The 18,573-nt window shown below is 74.2% G+C and carries 22 protein-coding genes; 12 read left to right on the forward strand and 10 right to left on the reverse strand.

Going from position 1 to position 18,573, the window contains the following annotated elements; all coding sequences use genetic code 11:
- Positions 1–6 precede the first annotated feature (6 nt).
- Entirely contained in the window at positions 7–930 is a 924-nt protein-coding gene (locus J2S66_RS34265) for a LysR family transcriptional regulator (protein ID WP_310313115.1), read from the reverse strand.
- Positions 931–1,042: 112 nt separating this feature from the next.
- Between J2S66_RS34265 and J2S66_RS34270 the strand changes: the two genes are divergently transcribed.
- On the forward strand, positions 1,043–2,338 hold the full coding sequence (locus J2S66_RS34270; RefSeq protein WP_310313118.1) for an MFS transporter: 1,296 nt from the start codon (positions 1,043–1,045) through the stop codon (positions 2,336–2,338).
- Positions 2,339–2,355: 17 nt separating this feature from the next.
- Here J2S66_RS34270 and J2S66_RS34275 read toward each other — a convergent pair whose 3' ends face one another.
- From J2S66_RS34275 to J2S66_RS34285, 3 genes are read right to left on the reverse strand one after another with little or no spacing between them, the layout of a single operon-like run.
- Positions 2,356–4,383: an ATP-dependent DNA helicase gene (locus tag J2S66_RS34275; protein WP_310315303.1), complete on the reverse strand. Its 2,028-nt coding sequence runs from the start codon at positions 4,381–4,383 to the stop codon at positions 2,356–2,358.
- A gap of 26 nt (positions 4,384–4,409) precedes the next feature.
- A complete protein-coding gene (locus J2S66_RS34280) occupies positions 4,410–5,078 on the reverse strand; it encodes a nucleotidyltransferase domain-containing protein (protein WP_310313121.1) in 669 nt (222 codons plus the stop codon).
- Complete coding sequence (locus J2S66_RS34285) at positions 5,075–5,659, reverse strand: biotin transporter BioY (protein WP_310313124.1); 585 nt, start codon at positions 5,657–5,659, stop codon at positions 5,075–5,077. The genes J2S66_RS34280 and J2S66_RS34285 overlap by 4 nt, the downstream gene beginning before the upstream one ends.
- A gap of 350 nt (positions 5,660–6,009) precedes the next feature.
- Here J2S66_RS34285 and wecB point away from each other — a divergent pair, with 350 nt between their 5' ends.
- Positions 6,010–7,227, forward strand: a complete 1,218-nt coding sequence (gene wecB / locus J2S66_RS34290; RefSeq protein ID WP_310313127.1) for a non-hydrolyzing UDP-N-acetylglucosamine 2-epimerase — start codon at positions 6,010–6,012, stop codon at positions 7,225–7,227.
- 72 nt (positions 7,228–7,299) lie between these two features.
- Positions 7,300–7,956 (forward strand): hypothetical protein, encoded by a 657-nt coding sequence (locus J2S66_RS34295; protein ID WP_310313130.1) that lies wholly within the window; start codon positions 7,300–7,302, stop codon positions 7,954–7,956.
- Between the two features lie 43 nt (positions 7,957–7,999).
- On the opposite strand, the gene J2S66_RS34300 is transcribed toward J2S66_RS34295, so the two are convergent.
- Both J2S66_RS34300 and J2S66_RS34305 read right to left on the reverse strand, forming a co-directional pair.
- Positions 8,000–8,569, reverse strand: coding sequence for an isochorismatase family protein (locus tag J2S66_RS34300; RefSeq protein ID WP_310313132.1), 570 nt, complete (start codon positions 8,567–8,569; stop codon positions 8,000–8,002).
- Positions 8,570–8,581: 12 nt separating this feature from the next.
- On the reverse strand, positions 8,582–9,856 hold the full coding sequence (locus J2S66_RS34305) for a nicotinate phosphoribosyltransferase (RefSeq protein ID WP_310313134.1): 1,275 nt from the start codon (positions 9,854–9,856) through the stop codon (positions 8,582–8,584).
- Between the two features lie 76 nt (positions 9,857–9,932).
- Between J2S66_RS34305 and clpS the strand changes: the two genes are divergently transcribed.
- The 7 genes from clpS (at position 9,933) to J2S66_RS34340 (ending at position 13,795) form a co-directional block, all read left to right on the forward strand.
- A complete protein-coding gene (gene clpS, locus J2S66_RS34310; RefSeq protein ID WP_306748887.1) occupies positions 9,933–10,232 on the forward strand; it encodes an ATP-dependent Clp protease adapter ClpS in 300 nt (99 codons plus the stop codon).
- Positions 10,229–10,786: a DUF2017 domain-containing protein gene (locus tag J2S66_RS34315; RefSeq protein ID WP_306748888.1), complete on the forward strand. Its 558-nt coding sequence runs from the start codon at positions 10,229–10,231 to the stop codon at positions 10,784–10,786. Before clpS ends, J2S66_RS34315 begins: the two co-directional genes overlap by 4 nt.
- The gene (locus J2S66_RS34320) at positions 10,786–11,355 is read left to right on the forward strand and encodes a peptidase S58, DmpA (protein ID WP_310313139.1); all 570 of its coding nucleotides are present in this window, start codon (positions 10,786–10,788) and stop codon (positions 11,353–11,355) included. Before J2S66_RS34315 ends, J2S66_RS34320 begins: the two co-directional genes overlap by 1 nt.
- Before the next feature lie 63 nt (positions 11,356–11,418).
- Positions 11,419–11,967 (forward strand): DUF2231 domain-containing protein, encoded by a 549-nt coding sequence (locus tag J2S66_RS34325; RefSeq protein ID WP_310313142.1) that lies wholly within the window; start codon positions 11,419–11,421, stop codon positions 11,965–11,967.
- A 52-nt stretch (positions 11,968–12,019) separates the two neighbouring features.
- Positions 12,020–12,475: a M67 family metallopeptidase gene (locus J2S66_RS34330; RefSeq protein ID WP_306748892.1), complete on the forward strand. Its 456-nt coding sequence runs from the start codon at positions 12,020–12,022 to the stop codon at positions 12,473–12,475.
- 89 nt (positions 12,476–12,564) lie between these two features.
- Positions 12,565–12,837, forward strand: coding sequence for a MoaD/ThiS family protein (locus J2S66_RS34335; protein WP_106615251.1), 273 nt, complete (start codon positions 12,565–12,567; stop codon positions 12,835–12,837).
- Positions 12,838–12,844: 7 nt separating this feature from the next.
- Positions 12,845–13,795, forward strand: coding sequence for a PLP-dependent cysteine synthase family protein (locus tag J2S66_RS34340; RefSeq protein ID WP_310313149.1), 951 nt, complete (start codon positions 12,845–12,847; stop codon positions 13,793–13,795).
- A 71-nt stretch (positions 13,796–13,866) separates the two neighbouring features.
- On the opposite strand, the gene J2S66_RS34345 is transcribed toward J2S66_RS34340, so the two are convergent.
- Both J2S66_RS34345 and J2S66_RS34350 read right to left on the reverse strand, forming a co-directional pair.
- A complete protein-coding gene (locus J2S66_RS34345) occupies positions 13,867–15,195 on the reverse strand; it encodes an extracellular catalytic domain type 1 short-chain-length polyhydroxyalkanoate depolymerase (protein WP_310313152.1) in 1,329 nt (442 codons plus the stop codon).
- Entirely contained in the window at positions 15,192–15,866 is a 675-nt protein-coding gene (locus J2S66_RS34350; RefSeq protein ID WP_310313155.1) for a polysaccharide deacetylase family protein, read from the reverse strand. Before J2S66_RS34350 ends, J2S66_RS34345 begins: the two co-directional genes overlap by 4 nt.
- 171 nt (positions 15,867–16,037) lie before the next feature.
- On the opposite strand from J2S66_RS34350, the gene J2S66_RS34355 reads away from it, so the two are divergent.
- Positions 16,038–16,448, forward strand: a complete 411-nt coding sequence (locus J2S66_RS34355; RefSeq protein WP_310313158.1) for a cytidine deaminase family protein — start codon at positions 16,038–16,040, stop codon at positions 16,446–16,448.
- Between the two features lie 53 nt (positions 16,449–16,501).
- On the opposite strand, the gene J2S66_RS34360 is transcribed toward J2S66_RS34355, so the two are convergent.
- Positions 16,502–17,179 (reverse strand): hypothetical protein, encoded by a 678-nt coding sequence (locus J2S66_RS34360; protein ID WP_310313161.1) that lies wholly within the window; start codon positions 17,177–17,179, stop codon positions 16,502–16,504.
- Positions 17,180–17,195: 16 nt separating this feature from the next.
- On the reverse strand, positions 17,196–17,801 hold the full coding sequence (locus tag J2S66_RS34365) for a hypothetical protein (RefSeq protein WP_310313164.1): 606 nt from the start codon (positions 17,799–17,801) through the stop codon (positions 17,196–17,198).
- On the opposite strand from J2S66_RS34365, the gene J2S66_RS34370 reads away from it, so the two are divergent.
- A complete protein-coding gene (locus tag J2S66_RS34370; RefSeq protein ID WP_310313167.1) occupies positions 17,796–18,566 on the forward strand; it encodes an MBL fold metallo-hydrolase in 771 nt (256 codons plus the stop codon). The two genes, J2S66_RS34365 and J2S66_RS34370, sit on opposite strands and share 6 nt — an antisense overlap.
- Positions 18,567–18,573: the final 7 nt, after the last annotated feature.

The following is an 18,573-nucleotide window of genomic DNA, read 5'->3' on the forward strand; positions in this document are numbered from 1 at the left end:
GTGACGTCATCCCGCAGGCGACCAGGTGGGCCCGCCGCCCGCTCGCGGACCGGGCCGGCCGACGTGGTCGCGCAGCGCGGCCAGACCGGGGTGCGGGTCGTCGCGCCGCCACACCAGCGAGTGCGGGTACACCGGCGTCGGGTCGCGCAGGTCGACGCGCCGCAGGTCGTGGTGGGCCGGCCAGGCCAGCCGGGTCCGCTCGCCGACGAGCGTCGCCGTCGCCGGTGAGCCCGCGACCACGTCCAGCAGCGGACCGACGCCGAAGTTCGGGCCGGTCGCCTCCAGGGTCAGGCCGAACCCGGCGGCGAGGTCGCCGTAGTAGGCCGTCCACTCGCCGCCCCCCGCGAGGGCGGGCATCCGGATGCGGTGCCTCGCGAGGTCCGCGAGCGCGACCGACCCCGCGTCGGCGAACACGTGCGCTGGGCCGGTGACCAGCTGCAACGGCTCGTCCAGGACGCGGACCGAGGTCAGCCCGGCTGGCAGGGGAGCGGCCGGGAGCAGCGCGCGGAACGACGCGTCCACCGCGCCGGCCCGCAGGCCGGACAGGGCCGCGCCCGCGTCGCGGAAGTGGGTCACCACGTCCAGTTCGACCTCGGGGTGGGTGCGGTGGAAGTCGCGCAGCAGGGCGGCCGGGGCCAGGTGCCTGCCGACCACGTCCACGCGCAGCGGACGCCGATCGGTCCGCACCGACGCCACCGCGAGGTCCGCGGCGCGCAGCAGGTCGCGGGCGCGGGGGAGGAAGGCCCGCCCGGCGGCGGTGGGCACGACCCCGCGCGGGGTCCGGGTGAACAGCCGCACGCCCAGGCGGCCCTCCAGGGCGGCGACGCGCTTGGACACGGCCTGCTGGGTGACCGACAGGTCGACGGCCGCGTCCTGGAACCGGCCCGCGTCCGCCGCCGCGACGAACGTGCGCACGGCGTCGAGGTCCACGGCGGCGACCCTAGTGGCACAACGCGCCGTTGTGGCTCGCCGCGCGTCCGGTTGTTTGCCCCGCCACCGCGCCGGCCTGTGTGCTGCCTCCCGTCGGAGGAGGGGAGCGGACGTGGCGCTGGGGCGGGACTTCGGGTGGTTGTGGTCGGCGTACGCGGTCAGCGCGTTCGGCACGCGGCTCGCGTTCGACGCGTTCGCCCTGATCGCGGTCCTCGTGCTGCACGCGGGCACCGCCGAGGTCTCGGCGCTCGCGGCGGTGGGCCTGGCGGTGGGCGCGGTCGTGGCGGCGCCGCTCGGCCCGTGGGTGGAGTCCCGTCGCAAGCGGTCGGTGATGATCGGCGCGGACCTGTTGCGGTGCGCGGCGATGGCGAGCGTGCCCGTGGCGTTCGCGCTCGACCGGCTCGGTTTCCCGCACCTGCTCGCCGTGTCGGTCGTCGTCGCGGCGGCCGACACCACCTTCCAGGCCGCCGCCGGCGCGTGCCTGAAGGCGCTCGTGCGACCGGCGGACCTGCTGGCCGCCACCTCGCGGTTCGAGTCGACGGGCTGGACCACGACCGCGCTGGGACCGCCGCTCGGCGGGGTCGTCGTCGGGCTGTTCGGCCCGGTGGTGACGGTGGCCGTCGACGCGGTCAGCTACCTGCTGTCCGCGCTCGGCGTGCGGGCGATCCGGGCGCCCGAACCGCGCCCGGCGCGGGTCGGTGCGCCGGGCACCGTCCCCACCGGCGGACCGCGCACCGGCGCGACGCGGTCGCGCGACCTGACCGCCGGGTGGCGGCACGTGCTGGCCGACCCCGTCCTGCGCCCGCTGTTCGCGAACACCGTCCTGGTCAACGCCCTGATCATGACGACCTCGCCGCTGTTGGCCGTCCTGCTGCTCGGCGACCTCGGCTTCGCGCCCTGGCAGTACGGCCTGGCGTTCGCCCTGCCGTGCACCGGCGGCCTGCTCGGCGCGCGGCTGGCCGGCCCGCTCGTCGCGCGGTTCGGGCGGCGTCGGGTGCTGGTCGTCGCCGGGACGCTGCGCGCCTGCTGGGTGCCCGGCCTGGTGTTCGTCCGCCCCGGCGCGACCGGGCTGCTGCTCGTGATCGCCGTCGAGTTCGCCCTGATCACGTGCATGGGCGTGTTCAACCCGGTGTTCGCCGCCCTGCGGCTCGAACGGGTCCCGGCGGACCGGGTCGCCCGCGTGCTGTCGGCGTGGTCGGTGAGCGCCAAGGCGGTGACCGCCGCGCTGATCGCCCTGTGGGGCGTGCTGGCCGTCGCCACCGGTCCGCGCGCCGCGATCGGGGTGGCCGGCGCGCTGCTGCTGGCCACCCCGGTCCTGCTGCTCCGGACCGGCCCGCGCCGTCGCCACGTCCCCGTGCCGGGCACCGGACCGACGACCGCCACCGACGACGGGACCCGCGACCCGTGACCCGCGCCCGCCGACCGCTACGGGTTCGCGGCGTCCAGGCGCTTGAGCGCCGCCCGCACGACCTCCGGGTCGTAGGTGGTCCAGAACGGGGGCAGCGAGGCGCGCAGGAAACCGCCGTAGCGGGCGGTCGCCAGGCGCGGGTCCAGGACGGCCACCACGCCCTTGTCGCTCATCGAGCGCAGCAGGCGGCCCGCGCCCTGCGCCAGCAGCAGGGCGGCGTGCGTGGCGGCCACGGTGAGGAAACCGTTGCCGCCGCGCGATTCCACGGCCTTCTGCCGCGCGGAGGCCAGCGGGTCGTCCGGGCGGGGGAACGGGATGCGGTCCATGATCACGAGCTGGAGCGCCGGACCGGGCACGTCCACGCCCTGCCACAGCGACAGCGTGCCGAACAGGCACGTCTCCGAGCTCTCCGAGAACCGCTTCACCAGTTGGCCGGTCGAGTCGTCGCCCTGGCACAGCACCGGGTAGGACAGCTTGCCGCGCAACGCCTCCGCCGCCGCCTTCGCCGCGCGCATCGACGAGAACAGGCCCAGCGTGCGCCCGCCCGCGGCGTTGACCAGGCCCTCGATCTCGTCCACGTACGCCGGGGGCAGCCCGTCGCGGCCCGGCGGCGGCAGGTGGCGGGCGACGTAGAGGATGCCGCTGCTGCCGTGCTCGAACGGCGAGCCCACGTCCAGGCCCGTCCACTTCACCGCGCCCAGGTCGGACGGCGGCTCCTTGTCGGTCGCCGTGCCCCCGGCCTTCACCGCCTGCGACGAGGCGGGCAGCCCCCACTGCCGGGCCAGCGTGTCGAACGTGCCGCCGAGGGTGAGCGTCGCCGACGTCAGCACGGTCGTGCGCTTGCCGAACAGCCGCTCCCGCAGCAGCCCGCCGACGCCCAGCGGCGCGACCCGCAGCGACGGCGCCTTGCCGCGGTCGGCGAAGTCGCCCGACACCCAGACCACGTCGTGGTCGTCGTCGAACGCCCCCAGCACGCGCGCCGCGCAGTCGTGCACCTCGTCGAGCAGGGACAGCGCGAGCTTGCGCGCCGTCGCACCCTCCGGGTCCTCCTTGCGCTCCGGCCCCAGCGACGTGATGCACGCGTGCGCGGCGTCCTTGGTGGCGCGCAGCGCGCCCGCCAGCGCCTGCGGCAGCGAGTCCAGCCTGCCCGGCGGCACGTCCTCCAGGATCATGGCGAGCCCGTCGGACGCCTCCGCCATCCGGTCGGCCACGGACTGGTCGATCAGCCGGCCGCAGCGGCGGGCGGCGGTGGCCACCAGCGCCCCGCTCAGCTCCTCGGTCGCGACCGAGGTGACCCGGTCGACCAGGTCGTGCGCCTCGTCGATCACCACCACGTCGTGGTCGGGCAGCACCTGGTAGCCCTCCAGGGCGTCCACGGCCAGCATCGCGTGGTTGGTGACGACGACGTCCGCCCGGCCCGCCTCGGCCCGCGCCTTCTCCGCGAAGCAGTCCGTGCCGATCGGGCACTTGGCCACGCCCAGGCACTCGCGCGCGGTCACCGACACCTGCCGCCACGCCTGCTCGGTGACGCCCGGCACCAGCTCGTCGCGGTCACCGGTCTCGGTGTCGGAGGACCACTCGTGCAGCCGCTTCACCTCGCGGCCCATCTTGGACACCGCGAACGGGTCGAACAGGGCCGCTTCCTCGGGTTCCTCGGGCGCGCCGGTGTGCAGGCGGTGCATGCACAGGTAGTTGCGGCGCCCCTTGAGGATCGCGAAGCGCGGCTCGCGGCCCAGTTCCTTCTTCAACGCCTTCGCGAGCCTCGGCAGGTCGCGGTCCACCAGCTGCCGCTGGAGCGCGATCGTGGCGGTGGAGATGACGACCGTGGACTCCTCGGCCACGGCGTGCCGCAGCGACGGCACGAGGTAGGCCAGGGACTTGCCGGTGCCGGTGCCCGCCTGCACGGCCAGGTGCTCGCCGGTCCGGATCGCGCGCTCGACGGCCTCGGCCATGTCGACCTGGCCTGGTCGCTCGGCCCCGCCCACGGCCTCCACGGCCACGGAGAGCAGGGTGCGGGTGTCGGGGATGGAGGCGGTGGCGGGCACGGCGAAGACCGTACCCGCCGGCACCGTCAGACCTCGGCGAGCACCCGCCTGCCCAGTTCCACGGCCGCCTCCCGGTGCGCGGCGGTCAGCTCGACGTCCGCGCCCCGCCGCGCCGCGACCAGGTCGAGCAGTTCCCCGGCCAGGTCCGGCCAGTGCGCGGCGGCCAGCTCGCCCGCCCGGGACTTGGACACGATCCCCCCGGTGCGGATGGTGTGCCACTGCCGCGCCGGGCCGAACGCGATCCACAGCACGCCCTGCGGGAAGCCCGGTCCGGTCGCCGCGGCGGCCAGCTCCACCAGCGGCTGCCAGTACTCGACGAGGTTGCGCCGGCAGTAGTCCTCGACCTCGGCGCGGGTCACCTCGAACGACGGCCGCGCGCCGCGCAGCGTGGTCGAGTGCTCGTTGAGCTGGAGCAGCAGCACGGGCGTGACCTCGCCGCCGGAGACGCGGAACTCGCCGTCGCGCGCCCACGGCCCGGGCTCGCCGTCGACGAGGTAGACGACATCGAGGTCGAGGGTCTGCGCGGCGGCCAGCGCGGCCAGGTCGGCGGGTGTCGGCGGGCGGGACAGCTCGACCACGAGGTCGAGGTCGGAGCCCGGCTGGTGGTCGTCGAGCGCGGCGGAACCCACCACGTGCGCGGCGGCCACCAGGCCGGGGGCCGACTCGTCCAGCGCCCTTAAGTGCGCGTCGTTCACGTGCGCTTGACCAGCTTCACCAGCGCCCACGCGGCGGGCAGCAGGCCGGCGGCCAGGGCGATCTTGAGCACGTCGCCCAGCAGGAACGGGGTCACGCCGAGCTGGAGCGCCTTGCCGAAGCCGACGCCGGCGGCGGCCATCAGCCACGGCACGCCGCACGCGTAGATCGCGAGGTTGCCCAGGGCCATCGTGCCGACGGTCCGCAGCGGGGTCCGGTCGCCGCCGCGCGCCGCGAGGTGGCCGACCAGCGCGCCCGCGAGCACGAAGCCGACGACGTAACCGAGGGAGGCGGGCATGCCCGAGGAGGCGCCCTGGAACCACGGCACGCCGGCGACGCCCGCGACCAGGTACAGCGCCATCGACGCGCCGCCGCGCCGCCAGCCCAGGGCCGCGCCGACCAGCAGGGCGGCGAACGTCTGACCGGTGATCGGCACGGGGCTGCCCGGCACCGGCAGCGCCACCTGGGCGGCCAGGCCGGTCAGGCCGGCGCCCGCCACGACCAGGGCGATGTCGCGCGCGAGCGCGCCCGGGACCAGGTCGGCGAGCACCGCGCGACGGCCGGGAACGGCGAGGACGGACACTTGGGGACCTCCAGAGGATCGACTTCGTCCCGGAGGTTAACCGGCGGTCACAGCTCCGGTCTTCGTCGGAAGCCGACAAAGTCGGGCACGTCACGCGGTGCGTCCCACACCGTGGTCGGTCCGGTCGGCAGGGGCCGCCCCAAGGTCATCGGACGCCCGTGCGGCGAACCCCAGTCCTGGATCGGGTGAGGGCGCGAAGTCCACCCGGGTTCCGCGCCCACCGACCGTGGGTGTGGCTGGGCGCATCGGGTGGAGTCGATCGTCCATTGCGGGCAGTAACCCTTAATGCGATCGAAGGAAAGCCGATAGGGGGACTTGCTCGGTAGATCGTCTGGAGAAGGGGGCGCAACGTGGAGGAAGTCCTGCTGCTCGCGGGGACCCGTCCCGAAGCGGTGAAGATCGCACCGGTGGCCCTGGCGCTGGCCGACCACCCGGTGCTGCGGCCCGTCATCGTCCACGGCGGACAGCACGCCGGCGTGGTCGACCAGGCGCTGCGCGCGTTCGGCCTGCGCCCCGACGTGGAGCTGGACGTGCCGCGGCCCACCGGCGGCCAGGCCGAACTGGTGGCCGGCCTGCTGCCCGAGCTGGACCGGGTGCTGACCACCCGTGAGCCGTCCGCCGTCCTCGTGCAGGGCGGCACGACCACGGCGCTGGCGGGCGCGCTCGCCGCGTTCTGGCGCGGTGTCCCCGTCGCGCACCTGGACGCCGGCCTGCGCACCGGCGACCTCGCCGGGCCGTTCCCCGAGGAGGGCGCCCGGCAGGCGATCGCCCGCCTCGCCGCGCTGCACCTCGCGCCCTCCGACGACGCCGCGGCCGCGCTCGTCGGCGAAGGGCTGGGCGACCGCGCGATCGTGGTCACCGGCAGCACCGCCGTGGACGCCGTCCAGCGCACCGCCGCCGCCGACCTGCCCGCCCGCGACCCCCGCCTCGCCCTGCTGGAGCAGGTCCTCGACGAGCGCTCCGAGCGGCTCGTGCTGGTCACCGCGCACCGGCGCGAGTCGTGGGGCGAACCGCTGGAGCGCGTGCTGCGCGCCGTGCGGGCCGTCGCCGACCGGCACCCCGACGTGCGCGTGCTGCTGCCCGCCCACCCGAACCCGGCCGTCCGCTCGGCGGTCGTGGACGTCCTGGGCGGCCACGAGCGGATCGTGGTGACCGGCCCGCTGGACCACTCCGACCTGGTGCGCGCCCTGCGGCGGGCCGCGCTGGTGCTCACCGACTCCGGCGGTCTCCAGGAGGAGGCGCCGTCGTTCGGGGTGCCCGTGCTGGTGCTGCGCGACAGGACCGAGCGGACGTCGGCGGTCGACTCGGGCTCCGCGTGGCTCGTCGGCACCGATCCCGTCCGCATCCTCGCCGAGGCCGGCTGGGTGCTCGGCGCCCGGCTGCGGTTGCCGGTGGGGCGCAACCCGTTCGGCGACGGGTGCGCGGCGACCCGCGTGCGCGGCGCCCTGGAACGCCTCGTCGGCCTGCCGGACGACTTCTCCGCCGCACCGCTCCCGGTCCGCGTCCCCGTGCGCGACCCACGGTCATTCCTCACCCGACCGGGTATCGGACTTTCCTCGACCAGGTGATGTGCGGGCGAGATCCGTCGCACACCCGGGCCGGTCTCCGATCATTCGAGCACGAGACGAAGGGCATCCACCATGAACCACTACCGAGCGCGCCGGGTCGGGGCGCTGACCGCGGCGCTCGCGCTCGGCCTGCTCACGGCACCGCCGGCGTGGGCCACCCCGGCGGGCGTCGCGTCCGCCGGCTCCGCCGACTTCACCAAGGCGGGCACCCGCATCGCGATCGCACCCCTGGCCGCCTGTGCCGTGGACGGCACCACCACCGCCGCGTCCGAGCCCGTGACCCGCGCCGGAATCCGCTTCGGGGAGGGCGGCTCCCGCTGCACCACCACCGTCGTCGACCCGGCCGCGGACCGCACGACCACCACGTCCGAGGCGACCGGCCGGGACTTCGAGCTGTCCGCGCTGGTGTCCGCCGGCGGCCCGCGCCTGCGGATCGCCGAGTGGAAGACCTCCTGCTCGGCGACCGACCGCACCACCGAGGCCGGGTGGGGCGCGAACGGCCTCGGCGGCTTCGCGGGCCTGCCCGAGCAGGTGCCGAACAACCACGTGCACGAGGTGCGCAAGGCCGACGGCACCGTCCTCGCGCGGGCCACGTTCGGCGAGACGGTCGTGCCCGAGCCGAACGACGGCAGCATCGCCATCACCCTGCTGCACATCCGCTTCACCGAGGCGTCCGGCGTGACCGGCGACGTGGTCGTCGGCTCGGCAGCCTGCTCGCCCACCCCGTGACACGGCTTCGGGGGTCACCCGGCGAGGTGACCCCCGGACCGGGTCAGGCCACGGTCGGCGTGCCCCGCAGCGCCACTCCCGCCTCGCCCAGCCGCGCCAGCGCGGAGTCCACCGTCGGCCGGGCCACGCCCGCCGTCAGGTCCAGCAGCACGGTCGTGCCGAAGCCCGCCGCCGCCGCGTCCATGGCCGTCGCCCGCACGCAGTGGTCCGTCGCGATGCCCACCACGTCCACCTCGGTCACGTCCCGCGCCCGGAGCCAGTCCACCAGCGACTCGCCGCCGCCCGCCGTGCCCTCGAAGCCCGAGTAGGCCGCGGCGTACGCGCCCTTGGAGAACACCGCCTCCACCGCCGTCACGTCCAGCTCCGGGTGGAACGACGCGCCCGCCGTCCCGGCCACGCAGTGCACCGGCCACGAGTCCACGAAGTCCGGCGTCTCGCTGAAGTGGTCGCCCGGGTCGACGTGGTAGTCCCGCGTCGCCACCACGTGGTCGTACGACCCGGACGCGATGTGCGCCGAGATCGCCGCCGCCACCGCCGCGCCGCCCGCCACCGCCAGCGACCCGCCCTCGCAGAAGTCGTTCTGCACGTCCACCACGACCAGTGCCTTGCTCATGTCCAACCCCTCTCAGAGGAACGTCGTCGGGATCGCGGGCTCACCGCGGGACAGCTTCAGGCCCTCCCACGGCACGGTCACCAGGGCGGCGCGCAGCCGTTCCCGGCTCTCCGCCAGGGTGTCCAAGCCTTCCACCCGACGCCCCTCCCGGACCAGCGCCACCGGCAGCAACCGGTCGTGGTCACCCGGCTCGGGCCGCTCGTCGTGCGGGAACACGACCTCCTCCAGCGCGGTGCCCGTCTCCTTGTGCCGCCGCAGCGCGTCCTTGCGCCCGCCGCGCGACTCCTTGTGCGAGCTGCGCTTCGCCACCGGCCGCCCCTCGACCTCGACGAGCTTGTAGACCATGCCCGCGGTCGGCGCGCCCGAGCCCGTGACCAGCGACGTGCCCACGCCGTAGGCGTCCACCGGCTCGGCCCGCAGCATCGCGATCGCGTACTCGTCCAGGTCGCCGGACACCACGATCCGGGTCTTCCGCGCGCCCAGCGAGTCGAGCTGGTCCCGCGCCTGCCGCGCCAGCACGCCCAGGTCGCCCGAGTCGATCCGCACCGCGCCCAGCTCCGGCCCGGCCACCTCGACGGCCGTCCTGATGCCGTTGGTGATGTCGTAGGTGTCGACCAGCAGCGTGGTGTCGACGCCCAGCGCGTCCACCTGCGCGCGGAACGCCTCCTCCTCGGTGTCGTGCAGCAGGGTGAACGCGTGCGCGCACGTCCCGGCGGTCGGGATGCCGTGCCGCCGCGCCGCCTCCAGGTTCGACGTCGCGGTGAAACCCGCCAGGTACGCGGCGCGCGCCGACGACACGGCCGCCTCCTCGTGCGTGCGGCGCGAACCCATCTCGATCATGCGGCGGCCGTTCGCGGCGCCCACCATCCGGGCGGCGGCCGAGGCGATGGCGCTGTCGTGGTTCAGGATCGACAGGGCCAGCGTCTCCAGCACCACGCCCACCCCGAACGGGGCGCGCACGGACAGGACCGGCGAACCCGGGAAGTACAGCTCGCCCTCCGGGTAGCCGTCGACGTCACCGGTGAAGCGGTAGTCGGCCAGCCAGTCCAGGGTCGCGCGGTCGACCACGCCCGTGCGGTCCAGCAGCTCCAGCTCGTCCGGGCCGAACGTGAACGAGGTGATGGCGTCGAGCAGCCTCCCGGTGCCCGCGACCACGCCGTAGCGCCTTCCCTCGGGCAGCCTGCGGGCGAAGACCTCGAAGACGCAGGACCGGTCCGCGGTGCCGTCGCGCAACGCCGCGGCCAGCATCGTCAGCTCGTAGTGGTCGGTGAACAGGGACGTCGACATGGCCAGAGCCTAAGCCGATCGGCGGAGACGGACCTGTGGGCTCCGCCACGGACCGGACCATGACACCATTGGCGGTATGACCACGCCCGTCGAGCAGGAGCGGACGCAGGTTGAGCCGACCGCCGAGGAGGTCCGCTCCGAGGACCGCCCCTGGCAGACCCTGGTCTGGAACGACCCGGTCAACCTGATGTCCTACGTGACGTACGTGTTGCAGAAGCTGTTCGGCTACAGCCGCGACCACGCGACGAAGCTGATGCTGGACGTCCACCACAAGGGCAGGGCGATCGTGTCGTCCGGGAGCAAGGACAAGGTGGAGGCCGACGTGGCGAAGCTGCACGCGGCGGGGCTCTGGGCGACCATGCAGCGTTCGTCGTGAAGAAGTGGAGCCGCACCGGCGACCAGGTCCTCGGCCGGTTCGACCGGCAGGAGGCCGCCGTGGTGCGCGGCCTGGTCAGCCAGATCCAGGACATGCTCGCCGCCCGCGCCGACGAGGCGCCGCAGGACGAGCTGGCCGAGCTGACCGGCATCCGCACCGGCCCCTCCACGCCGCCCGACGACCCGATCCTCGGCCGGCTGCTGCCCGACTTCCACCGCCTCGACCCGGACGCGCCCGACCCGTCGGACGTCGACTCGGCCAACGCCCTGCGCTCGCTGCACGAGCCCGAGCTGCTGGACCTGAAGACCGGTGTGGCCGCCGTGGTGCTGGACACGTGCCCGGCGGACGGCGGCGAGGTGCGGTTGGGGCTGGAGCAGGCCGAGGCGTGGCTGTCGGCGCTCAACGACGTCCGCCTGGCCCTGGGCACGGCGCTGGACGTGCAGGAGGACATGCCCGAGGAGCTGCCGCCCGACGACCCGCGCTCGCCCCACCTGGGCGTCTACCACTGGCTCACCTGGGTCCAGGAGACCCTGGTCGAAGCGGTCATGGACTGATGCTCGTCGGCCGGGCGCCCGGCGTCGTGGTGCTGCTCGCGCCGGGTGGCGCGGTGGCGGGCGTCGACGTCCGGGGCGCGCCGGTCGGCACGCGCGAGCTGGACCTGCTGGACCCCACGACGCTGGTGCGGCACGTGCACGCGGTCGTGCTGTGCGGTGGCGGGCTCGCCGCCGCCGAGGAGGTCGTGGGGTGGCTGGCGGCGCGCGAGGTGGGGTTCCCGGTGGGCGCCTCGCCGTCCGAGGTGGTGCCGATCGTGTCCGCCGCCGCCGCTCTGGGGCTGCCCGCGGGGGACGGGCGCGCGGCCTGCGAGGCCGCCCGGGAGGAGCGGCCGTCGGCCGTGGCGCTGGTCGGCGACACGGCGGTGGGGTTGGTGGTGGTCGAGGCCGACCTGAGCCAGGCCGAGTGCCGGCGGGTGGCCGTGTCGGCCCGGGACGGGTTCGCGCGGGCCGGGGTGCTCGTGCCCGCCACGGTGTTCGCGGTGGCCTCGGGAGTCGCCTCCGAGGTGCCCCTGGACGTGCTGTGCGCCCGGGCCGCCGAGGCGCTGGAGGCCGCGGTCACGGCCGGCTGACCCCCGGCGGACCGGTCCGCCGGCGCACGTTCCAACATCGGGACAGCGGGGTACCCGACCCCCATGTCTGGCGTGCAGAAGCTGCTCAGGTGGGTCGAGACCAGTCCAGCGGTGGACAAGGCGGCCGGTGCGCTGGCCGAACTGGTGCCCGCCGCCCTGCGGCGGCAGGAGGTGACGAACCTCCTGCGCACGCGCGCCCTGGGCAGGCCGGTGCACCCGGCCGTCGTGGTGCTGCCCATGAGCTTCTACGCCGCCTCCGCCGCCCTGGACCTCGCGCCCGGCGGGAGCACCGCGTCCCGCGCGCTCATCGGGGCCGGGCTGGCCACCGCGCCCGCCGCGCTGGCCACCGAGCTGGCCGAGTACGGCACCCTGGGCCGGGCCGAGCGGCGCACCGCGTTCGTGCACCTCGCGGCCAACGCGACGGCCACCGCGTGCTACCTCACGTCGTTCCGCCTGCGCGGGCACGGGTTCGGGCTGGTCGCGCGGGTCGTGTCGGCGGTGGGGCTCGCGGCGCTGGCCACCGGTGGGGCCCTCAGCGCCCACCAGGCCCTGATCAGGTCCCCCGAGGCGGTGGCCGCGAGCGGCGGCCGGCTGGCCGAGGAGCCGGTGTAGCGGCGCTTCCCACAGGGCGGAACACCTTCCGCCACCACGTAGGATGAGGGACGTGCTGGTGATTCGCCGTGACCTCGTGGACGCGATGGTGGCGCACGCCCGTCGCGACCACCCGGACGAGGCGTGCGGGATCATCGCTGGTCCGGAGGGGTCCGACCGCCCCGAGCGGTTCATCGCGATGGACAACGCCGAGCGCTCGCCCACGTTCTACCGCTTCGACTCGATGGAGCAGCTCCGGGTGCACCGCGAGCTGGAGCGCAACGACGAAGAGACGATCGTCGTGTACCACTCGCACACCTCCACCGAGGCGTACCCGTCGCGCACGGACGTCTCCTACGCGTCCGAGCCGAACGCGCACTACGTCCTGGTCTCCACCCGCGACCCGGAGCAGCACGAGCTGCGCTCCTACCGCATCGTGGACGGCGTGGTGACCGAGGAACCGGTCGAGGTCGTCGAGTCGTACATGTTCGCGCACACCGGCTCCGACGACACGCCCGACTGTCCCTGAGCACCAGCAGCACCCGCGAGCACCAGGGCGGCTCGCGCCGCGCGTTCTTCGTCGCACGTCACCGAACCACGCTCCTCGGAGGTCCCAGCATGGCCGTCACCGTCTCCATCCCCACGATCCTGCGCACCCACACCGGTGGGCAGAAGTCCGTCGAGGCCGCGGGCGCCACGCTCGCCGAGGTCATCGACGACCTGGAGACCAACCACGGTGGCCTGAAGCAGCGCCTGGTCAAGGAGGGCGCGCTCCACCGGTTCGTCAACGTCTACGTCAACGACGAGGACGTGCGCTTCGCGGGTGGCCTGGAGGCCGCCGTGAAGGACGGCGACACCGTGACGATCCTGCCCGCCGTCGCGGGCGGCTGATCCACCCGTGGCCAGGTACGACTCCCTGCTCGACGCGGTCGGCGGCACCCCCCTGGTGGGGCTGCCGCGGCTGTCGCCGTCGAAGGACGTGCGGCTGTGGGCGAAGCTGGAGGACCGGAACCCGACCGGCTCGATCAAGGACCGCCCCGTCCTGATGATGATCGAGGAGGCCGAGCGCTCGGGCGTGCTCACGCCGGGCTGCACGATCCTGGAGCCGACGTCGGGCAACACGGGCATCGCCCTGGCCATGGCGGCGAAGCTCAAGGGCTACGGCCTGGTGTGCGTGATGCCGGAGAACACCTCGGCGGAGCGCAAGCAGCTGCTCCAGGCGTACGGCGCGCGGATCGTGTTCTCGCCCGCCGCCGGCGGTTCCAACCAGGCCGTGGCCACCGCCAAGGAACTCGCCGCGCAGAACCCCGACTGGGTGATGCTCTACCAGTACGGGAACCCGGCGAACCCCGGCGCGCACTACCACGGCACCGGACCGGAGCTGCTGAAGGACCTGCCGACGATCACGCACTTCGTCGCGGGCCTGGGCACCACCGGCACCCTCGTCGGCGTCGGCCGCTACCTGCGCGAGCACAAGCCGGACGTGCAGGTCATCGCGGCCGAGCCGCGGTACGGCGAGCTGGTGTACGGCCTGCGCAACCTCGACGAGGGGTTCGTGCCGGAGCTGTACGACGCCGAGGTGCTGACCGGCCGCTACTCGGTGGGCTCCTACGACGCCCTGCGCCGCACCCGGCAGCTGCTGGAGGTGGAGGGCATCTTCGCGGGCATCTCCACCGGCGCGATCCTGCACGCGGCGCTGGCCGCGGCGGAGAAGGCGGTGGCGAAGGGCGAGCCGGCGGACGTGGCGTTCGTGGTGTGCGACGCGGGCTGGAAGTACCTGTCCACCGGCGCGTACGCGGGCACGTTGGACGAGGCCGCGGAACGCCTCGACGGCCACCTCTGGGCCTGATCGGACAGCGGAAGGGGCCCCCGCCGGGCAAGGCGGGGGCCCCTTCGTCGTGCGCCCGGGCCGGGACGGGCTCAGGCGACGGTGCAGGCCGCGCCGTTGAGGGTGAACGCGGACGGTTTTCCGGTGTTGCCGTTGTGGTTGGCCTGGAGGCCGATGCCGATCGACGCGCCGGCGTTGATGGTCGGGTTGTAGTTGACGTTGCGCGCCGTCACCGCGCCGCTGGTGGGCGAGTAGGTGGCGCTCCAGCCACCGGTGATGGTCTGGCCGCTCGGCAGCGTGAAGGCCAGCTGCCAGCCGTTGACCGCGGTGGCGCCGGTGTTGGCGATGGTGATGTTCGCGGTGAGGCCGGTGTTCCACGCGTTGACCGAGTACGTGACGCGGCAGGCCCCGCCGGGCGGGGTCGTGGTCGTGGTCGTCGTGCTGGTGGTGGTCGTGGTGGTGGTCGTCGTCGTGCTGGTGGTGGTGCTGGTCGTCGTGCTGGTCGTGGGGTCGTTGCGGTCCAGGCCGAAGAACTGGATGGCCCGCAGCGCCATGCCCGAGCCCAGCACGTTGTGCCCGGTGCCCTGCAACGAGATCGCCTCGACCGCCGTCCCGTACCGGGTGCGGGTCCAGCCCGACTGCGGGCTGTCCGTGGACGTCGGCGTGGTCGACAGGCCGTGGACGTTGGTCCACTGCTCGATCTCTTCGGTGAAGTTCGGGTAGCGCAGCGTGTCGTCGGCGGTGCCGTGCCACAGCTGCATCCGCGGCCGCGCGCCCGAGTAGCCCGGGTAGGCGGCGCGCACCAGGTTGCCCCACTCCTGCGGGGTCTTGTCGACCTGCCCGTTGGCGCACGCGCTGTTCCACGACGAGCCGTCGGTCGTGGCGAAGCAGCTCGCCGGGACGCCCGCGAACGCCGCGCCGGCCGCGAACACGTCCGGGTAGTTGGCGAGCATGACGTTCGTGGTCATCGCGCCCGAGGACACGCCGGTGACGAACACCCGGGACGCGTCGCCGTTGTAGCGCTGGAGCGCGTACCGGACCATCGACGCGAGACCGACCGGGTCGCTGCCACCGTCGCGGCGCAGGGCCTGCGGCGAGGACACGTCGTAGCAGCCCCCCGACCGGGTCGCCGTCGGGTAGATCACGATGAACCCGTACTGGTCGGCGAGCCGGGCGAACTCCGTGCCGGAGTAGAACGCCTGGCCCGTGCCGGTGCAGTAGTGCACGGCCAGCAGCACGGGCGGTCGGGCCTGGGTGCGGTCCGGCACGTAGATCTGCATGCGGAGGTTGCTGGGGTTCGCGCCGAACCCGGTGACCTCGGTGAGCGTCGCGGCCGACGCCTGAGGTGCCGCGACGACGGCCAGCACGAACGCCGCGGTCGCGGCGACGGCGGCCAGGACCGCGCTCAGCTTCGCCCTCACGGCGCCACCACCCGTCCGTTGTCGTCGATGCGGCCCGGGCACAGCCCCTTGGCGGCCAGGCCCTGCACGATCCGCGGCACCGCGTTGACCGTGCTCTGGTACCCGTCGTGCATCAGGACGATCGCCCCCGCGTTCGCGGCGGTCACCGTGCGGACGATGGAGTCCGTCGACGCGCCGTTCCAGTCCTGGGAGTCGACCGACCAGGTGACCTGGGTCAGGCCGAGCTTGCGCGCCTCGTTCTGCACGGTCGCGTTCGTCGCGCCGTAGGGCGGGCGGAACAGCGTCGGGGTCCGGCCGGTGGCGTTGCGGATCGCGTTCTGCGTGTCACCGAGTTCCTTGGCGACGGCCGCCGCGCCCAGGTTCGTCAGGTACGGGTGCGACCACGAGTGGTTCGCGATCCACATGCCCGCCGACGTGGTCTCGCGCGCCAGGTGCGCCTGCTGCTGCACGCGCGACCCCAGGTCGAAGAACGTCGCCCGCGCGCCCGCCGAGCGCAGCGCGTTCAGCAGGGGACGGGTGAACTGCGCGCTGGGCCCGTCGTCGTAGGTGAGGGCCACGTACCCGCCGCACGCGGGAGCGGCCCCCGCCGCGGCGGGGACCACCGCTGTGGAGACCGCCGTGGCGGGGACCACCGCCAGCACGGCGGCGGCGAGAAGGGTTCTCAAGAGCATCGTTGCTCCTCGAAACGGTGAAGGTCATCGCACTATGTGTCCGGCCGGTCGGTGCTGACAACGGGTTTCGTGGAAGTTGCGAATCTCAAATGGCGTAGTGAGCTGCTAGAACCGGACATGCACCCATTCGGTCGGATGCTGGGGGAGCGGAAACTTTCGTAGGCTCGCCCGGTGCAGCCGACCGACGACGACCGCGCCCTGCTGGCCACCGCCATCGCCGCGGCCCGCGAGCGCACGAGGTGGCGGCACCACACGGTGGCCGCCGCGGGCCGTGCCCCGGACGGCCGCGTCTTCACCGGCCTCAACGTCTTCCACTTCACGGGTGGCCCGTGCGCCGAGCTGGTCGTCCTCGGCGCCGCCGCGGCGGAGGGCGTCTACGAGCTGGACGCGATCGCCGCCGCCGACACCACCGGCGTGATCACCCCGTGCGGGCGCTGCCGCCAGGTCCTGTCGGACCTCGTGCCCGACGTGCGCGTCGTCGTGGGCGTCGACGAGGTCGTCCCGGTGACCGTGCTGCTGCCCGGCGCCTACCGCTGGTCGGAACACCTGGCGGACCTGGAGCGGCGCAGCCGGGAACCGTAGCCGACCCGCCGGTCCCCGCCCGCCGGGTCGGGTCCGCCGGGTCGGGTCCGGCGTCAACCGCCGACCAGGTCCAGCACCCGCTCCAGCTCCCGCGCGACCTGCTCGCGCGGCAGCGGGGCGAGCGGGATGGCGTCACCCGCCTCCAGATCCTCCTTGGCGTAGACCTCCACCGGGATCTCCCGGTGCGGCCCCTGGAGGACCAGGGAGACCGTGGTGCCGCCGGTCGGGGCCACCACGCGGTGCAGCACGTCGGCGGTCAGCAGGTAACTGCTGCCGCTGCTCAGCTCCGCGTCGAACGTGCACCGCAGCCGCGCCTCGCCGGTGGGCGACATCGAGTACGTCCGGCCCCCGTCGTGGCCGTGGTAGAGGTAGCCGCGGAACTCCTCGCCCCGCGCGTCGTGCGCGAACTCCTGGAAGCGGTAGCCGCCCGCGAGGACCGCCGAGGCGAAGTCCCAGCGGTGGCCGTGGACGTTCTCCGTCGCCGCCGGGTATTCCGGTGCGGGGCGCCACACGTGCAGCCTCAGCTGGAATTGCGGATCGGCCAACAGCACGATCTTCGAGAAGCCGTTCGGGTGTCGGTACGCGCGATCGGGCGCTTCCGCCGCCGCGTGGCGCGCGAGCAGTGGGCGCAGGAATTCCGGCGCCGCCACCCGGCGCAGGCAATCGACCAGGGCGGAGTCGTTGCCCGACCGGTAGTCGGTCACGAACCCCGCGATGTCGCGCAGTTCCATGAATGCCGCCGTCCGTTCAGCCCAGGGCGATGTGGGCGTTGCGATATGCCGCTTCACCGGTGACCTCGCGCACCACCGGCAGGAATTCCGGAATCGCCACCTCGTCGTCCCGCCGGGCGACCTGCACCTCCAGCAGCCAGCACGCGCGGCTCACCGGGTCGGTGATGTGGTCGACCTCGTACACGTGGTCACCCCAGGCGAACGTGGTGCGCGTCTTGCGGATGACGTGCCTGGCGACGTCGCGCCCGGCCTTCAGCCGTTCGTACTCGACGCCGTCGATCCCGACCTCCTCGACGGTCCGCTCGCCGCCGCGCGCCGGGGTCAGGCTCGCGTACTCGTAGCTGACCCGACCGCCGTCCACGCGCCGCCTGATCCGCTTCTCGACCGCTTCGGTAACCCGCAGATAGACCTGTTCGAACTCGATCCTGCGCAGTCCTCCGGCGCCCGCCGACGGCCAATCGGGTTCCGCGCCGAGGAGGAACTTGCGCTCGATCTCGACCGACACCCGCACCCCCGGTTGATGCATTCGAGTGAACCCATCCGCCAGTGATATTGACAGCTCCGCCGCGTCGCCTTTCCGCATTTTTGCCGACTGCGGGCTGCTATCGTTCCGCGCATGCAATTGACGGTGCTCGGGTGTTCGGGCAGCGCGCCCGGACCGCGACTGCCGACGTCCGGCTACCTGGTGTCGGCGGGCGGGGTCCGCATCGTGCTGGAACTCGGCGGCGGCGTGTTCGGCGCGTTGACGCGGCACTGCGACCCGTTCGACCTCGACGCCGTGCTGCTGTCGCACCTGCACCTCGACCACTGCGCGGACTTCAGCGCGCTCACCGTCCACCGCCGGGGGCACCCGGAGCCGCCGTTCGACGTGCGCGAGCACCGGCTGCCCGTGTTCGCCCCCTCGCACGCCCCGTCCCGGCTGGCCGCCGCGCACGCCGCCGACCGGGCCGAGCTGGCGCGGCTGGACCTGCGGACGACGTTCGACTTCGTGCCGCTCAAGCCCGGCCGCTACGAGGTGGGCGACGTGGCCGTCGAGGTGGCCGCCGCGAAGCACATCTGCGAGGCGTACGCGTTCCGCCTCACGCACGAGGGCTCGTCGCTGGTCTTCACCGGCGACACGGTGCCGTGCCGGGAACTGGTCGACCTGGCCCGGGGCGCGGACCTGCTGCTCGCCGACGCCGCGTGGCGCGCGCAGGCGGGCCGCGCCAACTACCTGCACATGAGCGGGCGCGAGGCGGGCGAGGTCGCGCGGGAGGCGGGCGTCGGGCGGCTCGTGCTCACCCACGTGCTGCCGTGGTCGGACAGCGCGGGCGTGCTCGCCGACGCGGCCGAGGCGTTCCCCGGCCCCGTGGCGCTCGCCGCGCCGGACGAGGTGTACGAGGTCTGACCCCGGC

The sequence above is a fragment of the Saccharothrix longispora genome, assembly GCF_031455225.1.
GTDB classification, from domain to species: Bacteria; Actinomycetota; Actinomycetes; order Mycobacteriales; family Pseudonocardiaceae; genus Actinosynnema; species Actinosynnema longispora.

What these genes read in the sequence shown, in the direction of transcription:
- J2S66_RS34295 (WP_310313130.1), top strand. Translation starts at nt 7,300, where the DNA reads ATGAACCACTACCGAGCGCGCCGGGTCGGGGCGCTGACCGCGGCGCTC.
- J2S66_RS34300 (WP_310313132.1), bottom strand. Translation starts at nt 8,569, where the DNA reads ATGAGCAAGGCACTGGTCGTGGTGGACGTGCAGAACGACTTCTGCGAG.
- J2S66_RS34305 (WP_310313134.1), bottom strand. Translation starts at nt 9,856, where the DNA reads ATGTCGACGTCCCTGTTCACCGACCACTACGAGCTGACGATGCTGGCC.
- clpS (WP_306748887.1), top strand. Translation starts at nt 9,933, where the DNA reads ATGACCACGCCCGTCGAGCAGGAGCGGACGCAGGTTGAGCCGACCGCC.
- J2S66_RS34320 (WP_310313139.1), top strand. Translation starts at nt 10,786, where the DNA reads ATGCTCGTCGGCCGGGCGCCCGGCGTCGTGGTGCTGCTCGCGCCGGGT.
- J2S66_RS34325 (WP_310313142.1), top strand. Translation starts at nt 11,419, where the DNA reads ATGTCTGGCGTGCAGAAGCTGCTCAGGTGGGTCGAGACCAGTCCAGCG.
- J2S66_RS34335 (WP_106615251.1), top strand. Translation starts at nt 12,565, where the DNA reads ATGGCCGTCACCGTCTCCATCCCCACGATCCTGCGCACCCACACCGGT.
- J2S66_RS34350 (WP_310313155.1), bottom strand. Translation starts at nt 15,866, where the DNA reads ATGCTCTTGAGAACCCTTCTCGCCGCCGCCGTGCTGGCGGTGGTCCCC.
- J2S66_RS34360 (WP_310313161.1), bottom strand. Translation starts at nt 17,179, where the DNA reads ATGGAACTGCGCGACATCGCGGGGTTCGTGACCGACTACCGGTCGGGC.
- J2S66_RS34370 (WP_310313167.1), top strand. Translation starts at nt 17,796, where the DNA reads ATGCAATTGACGGTGCTCGGGTGTTCGGGCAGCGCGCCCGGACCGCGA.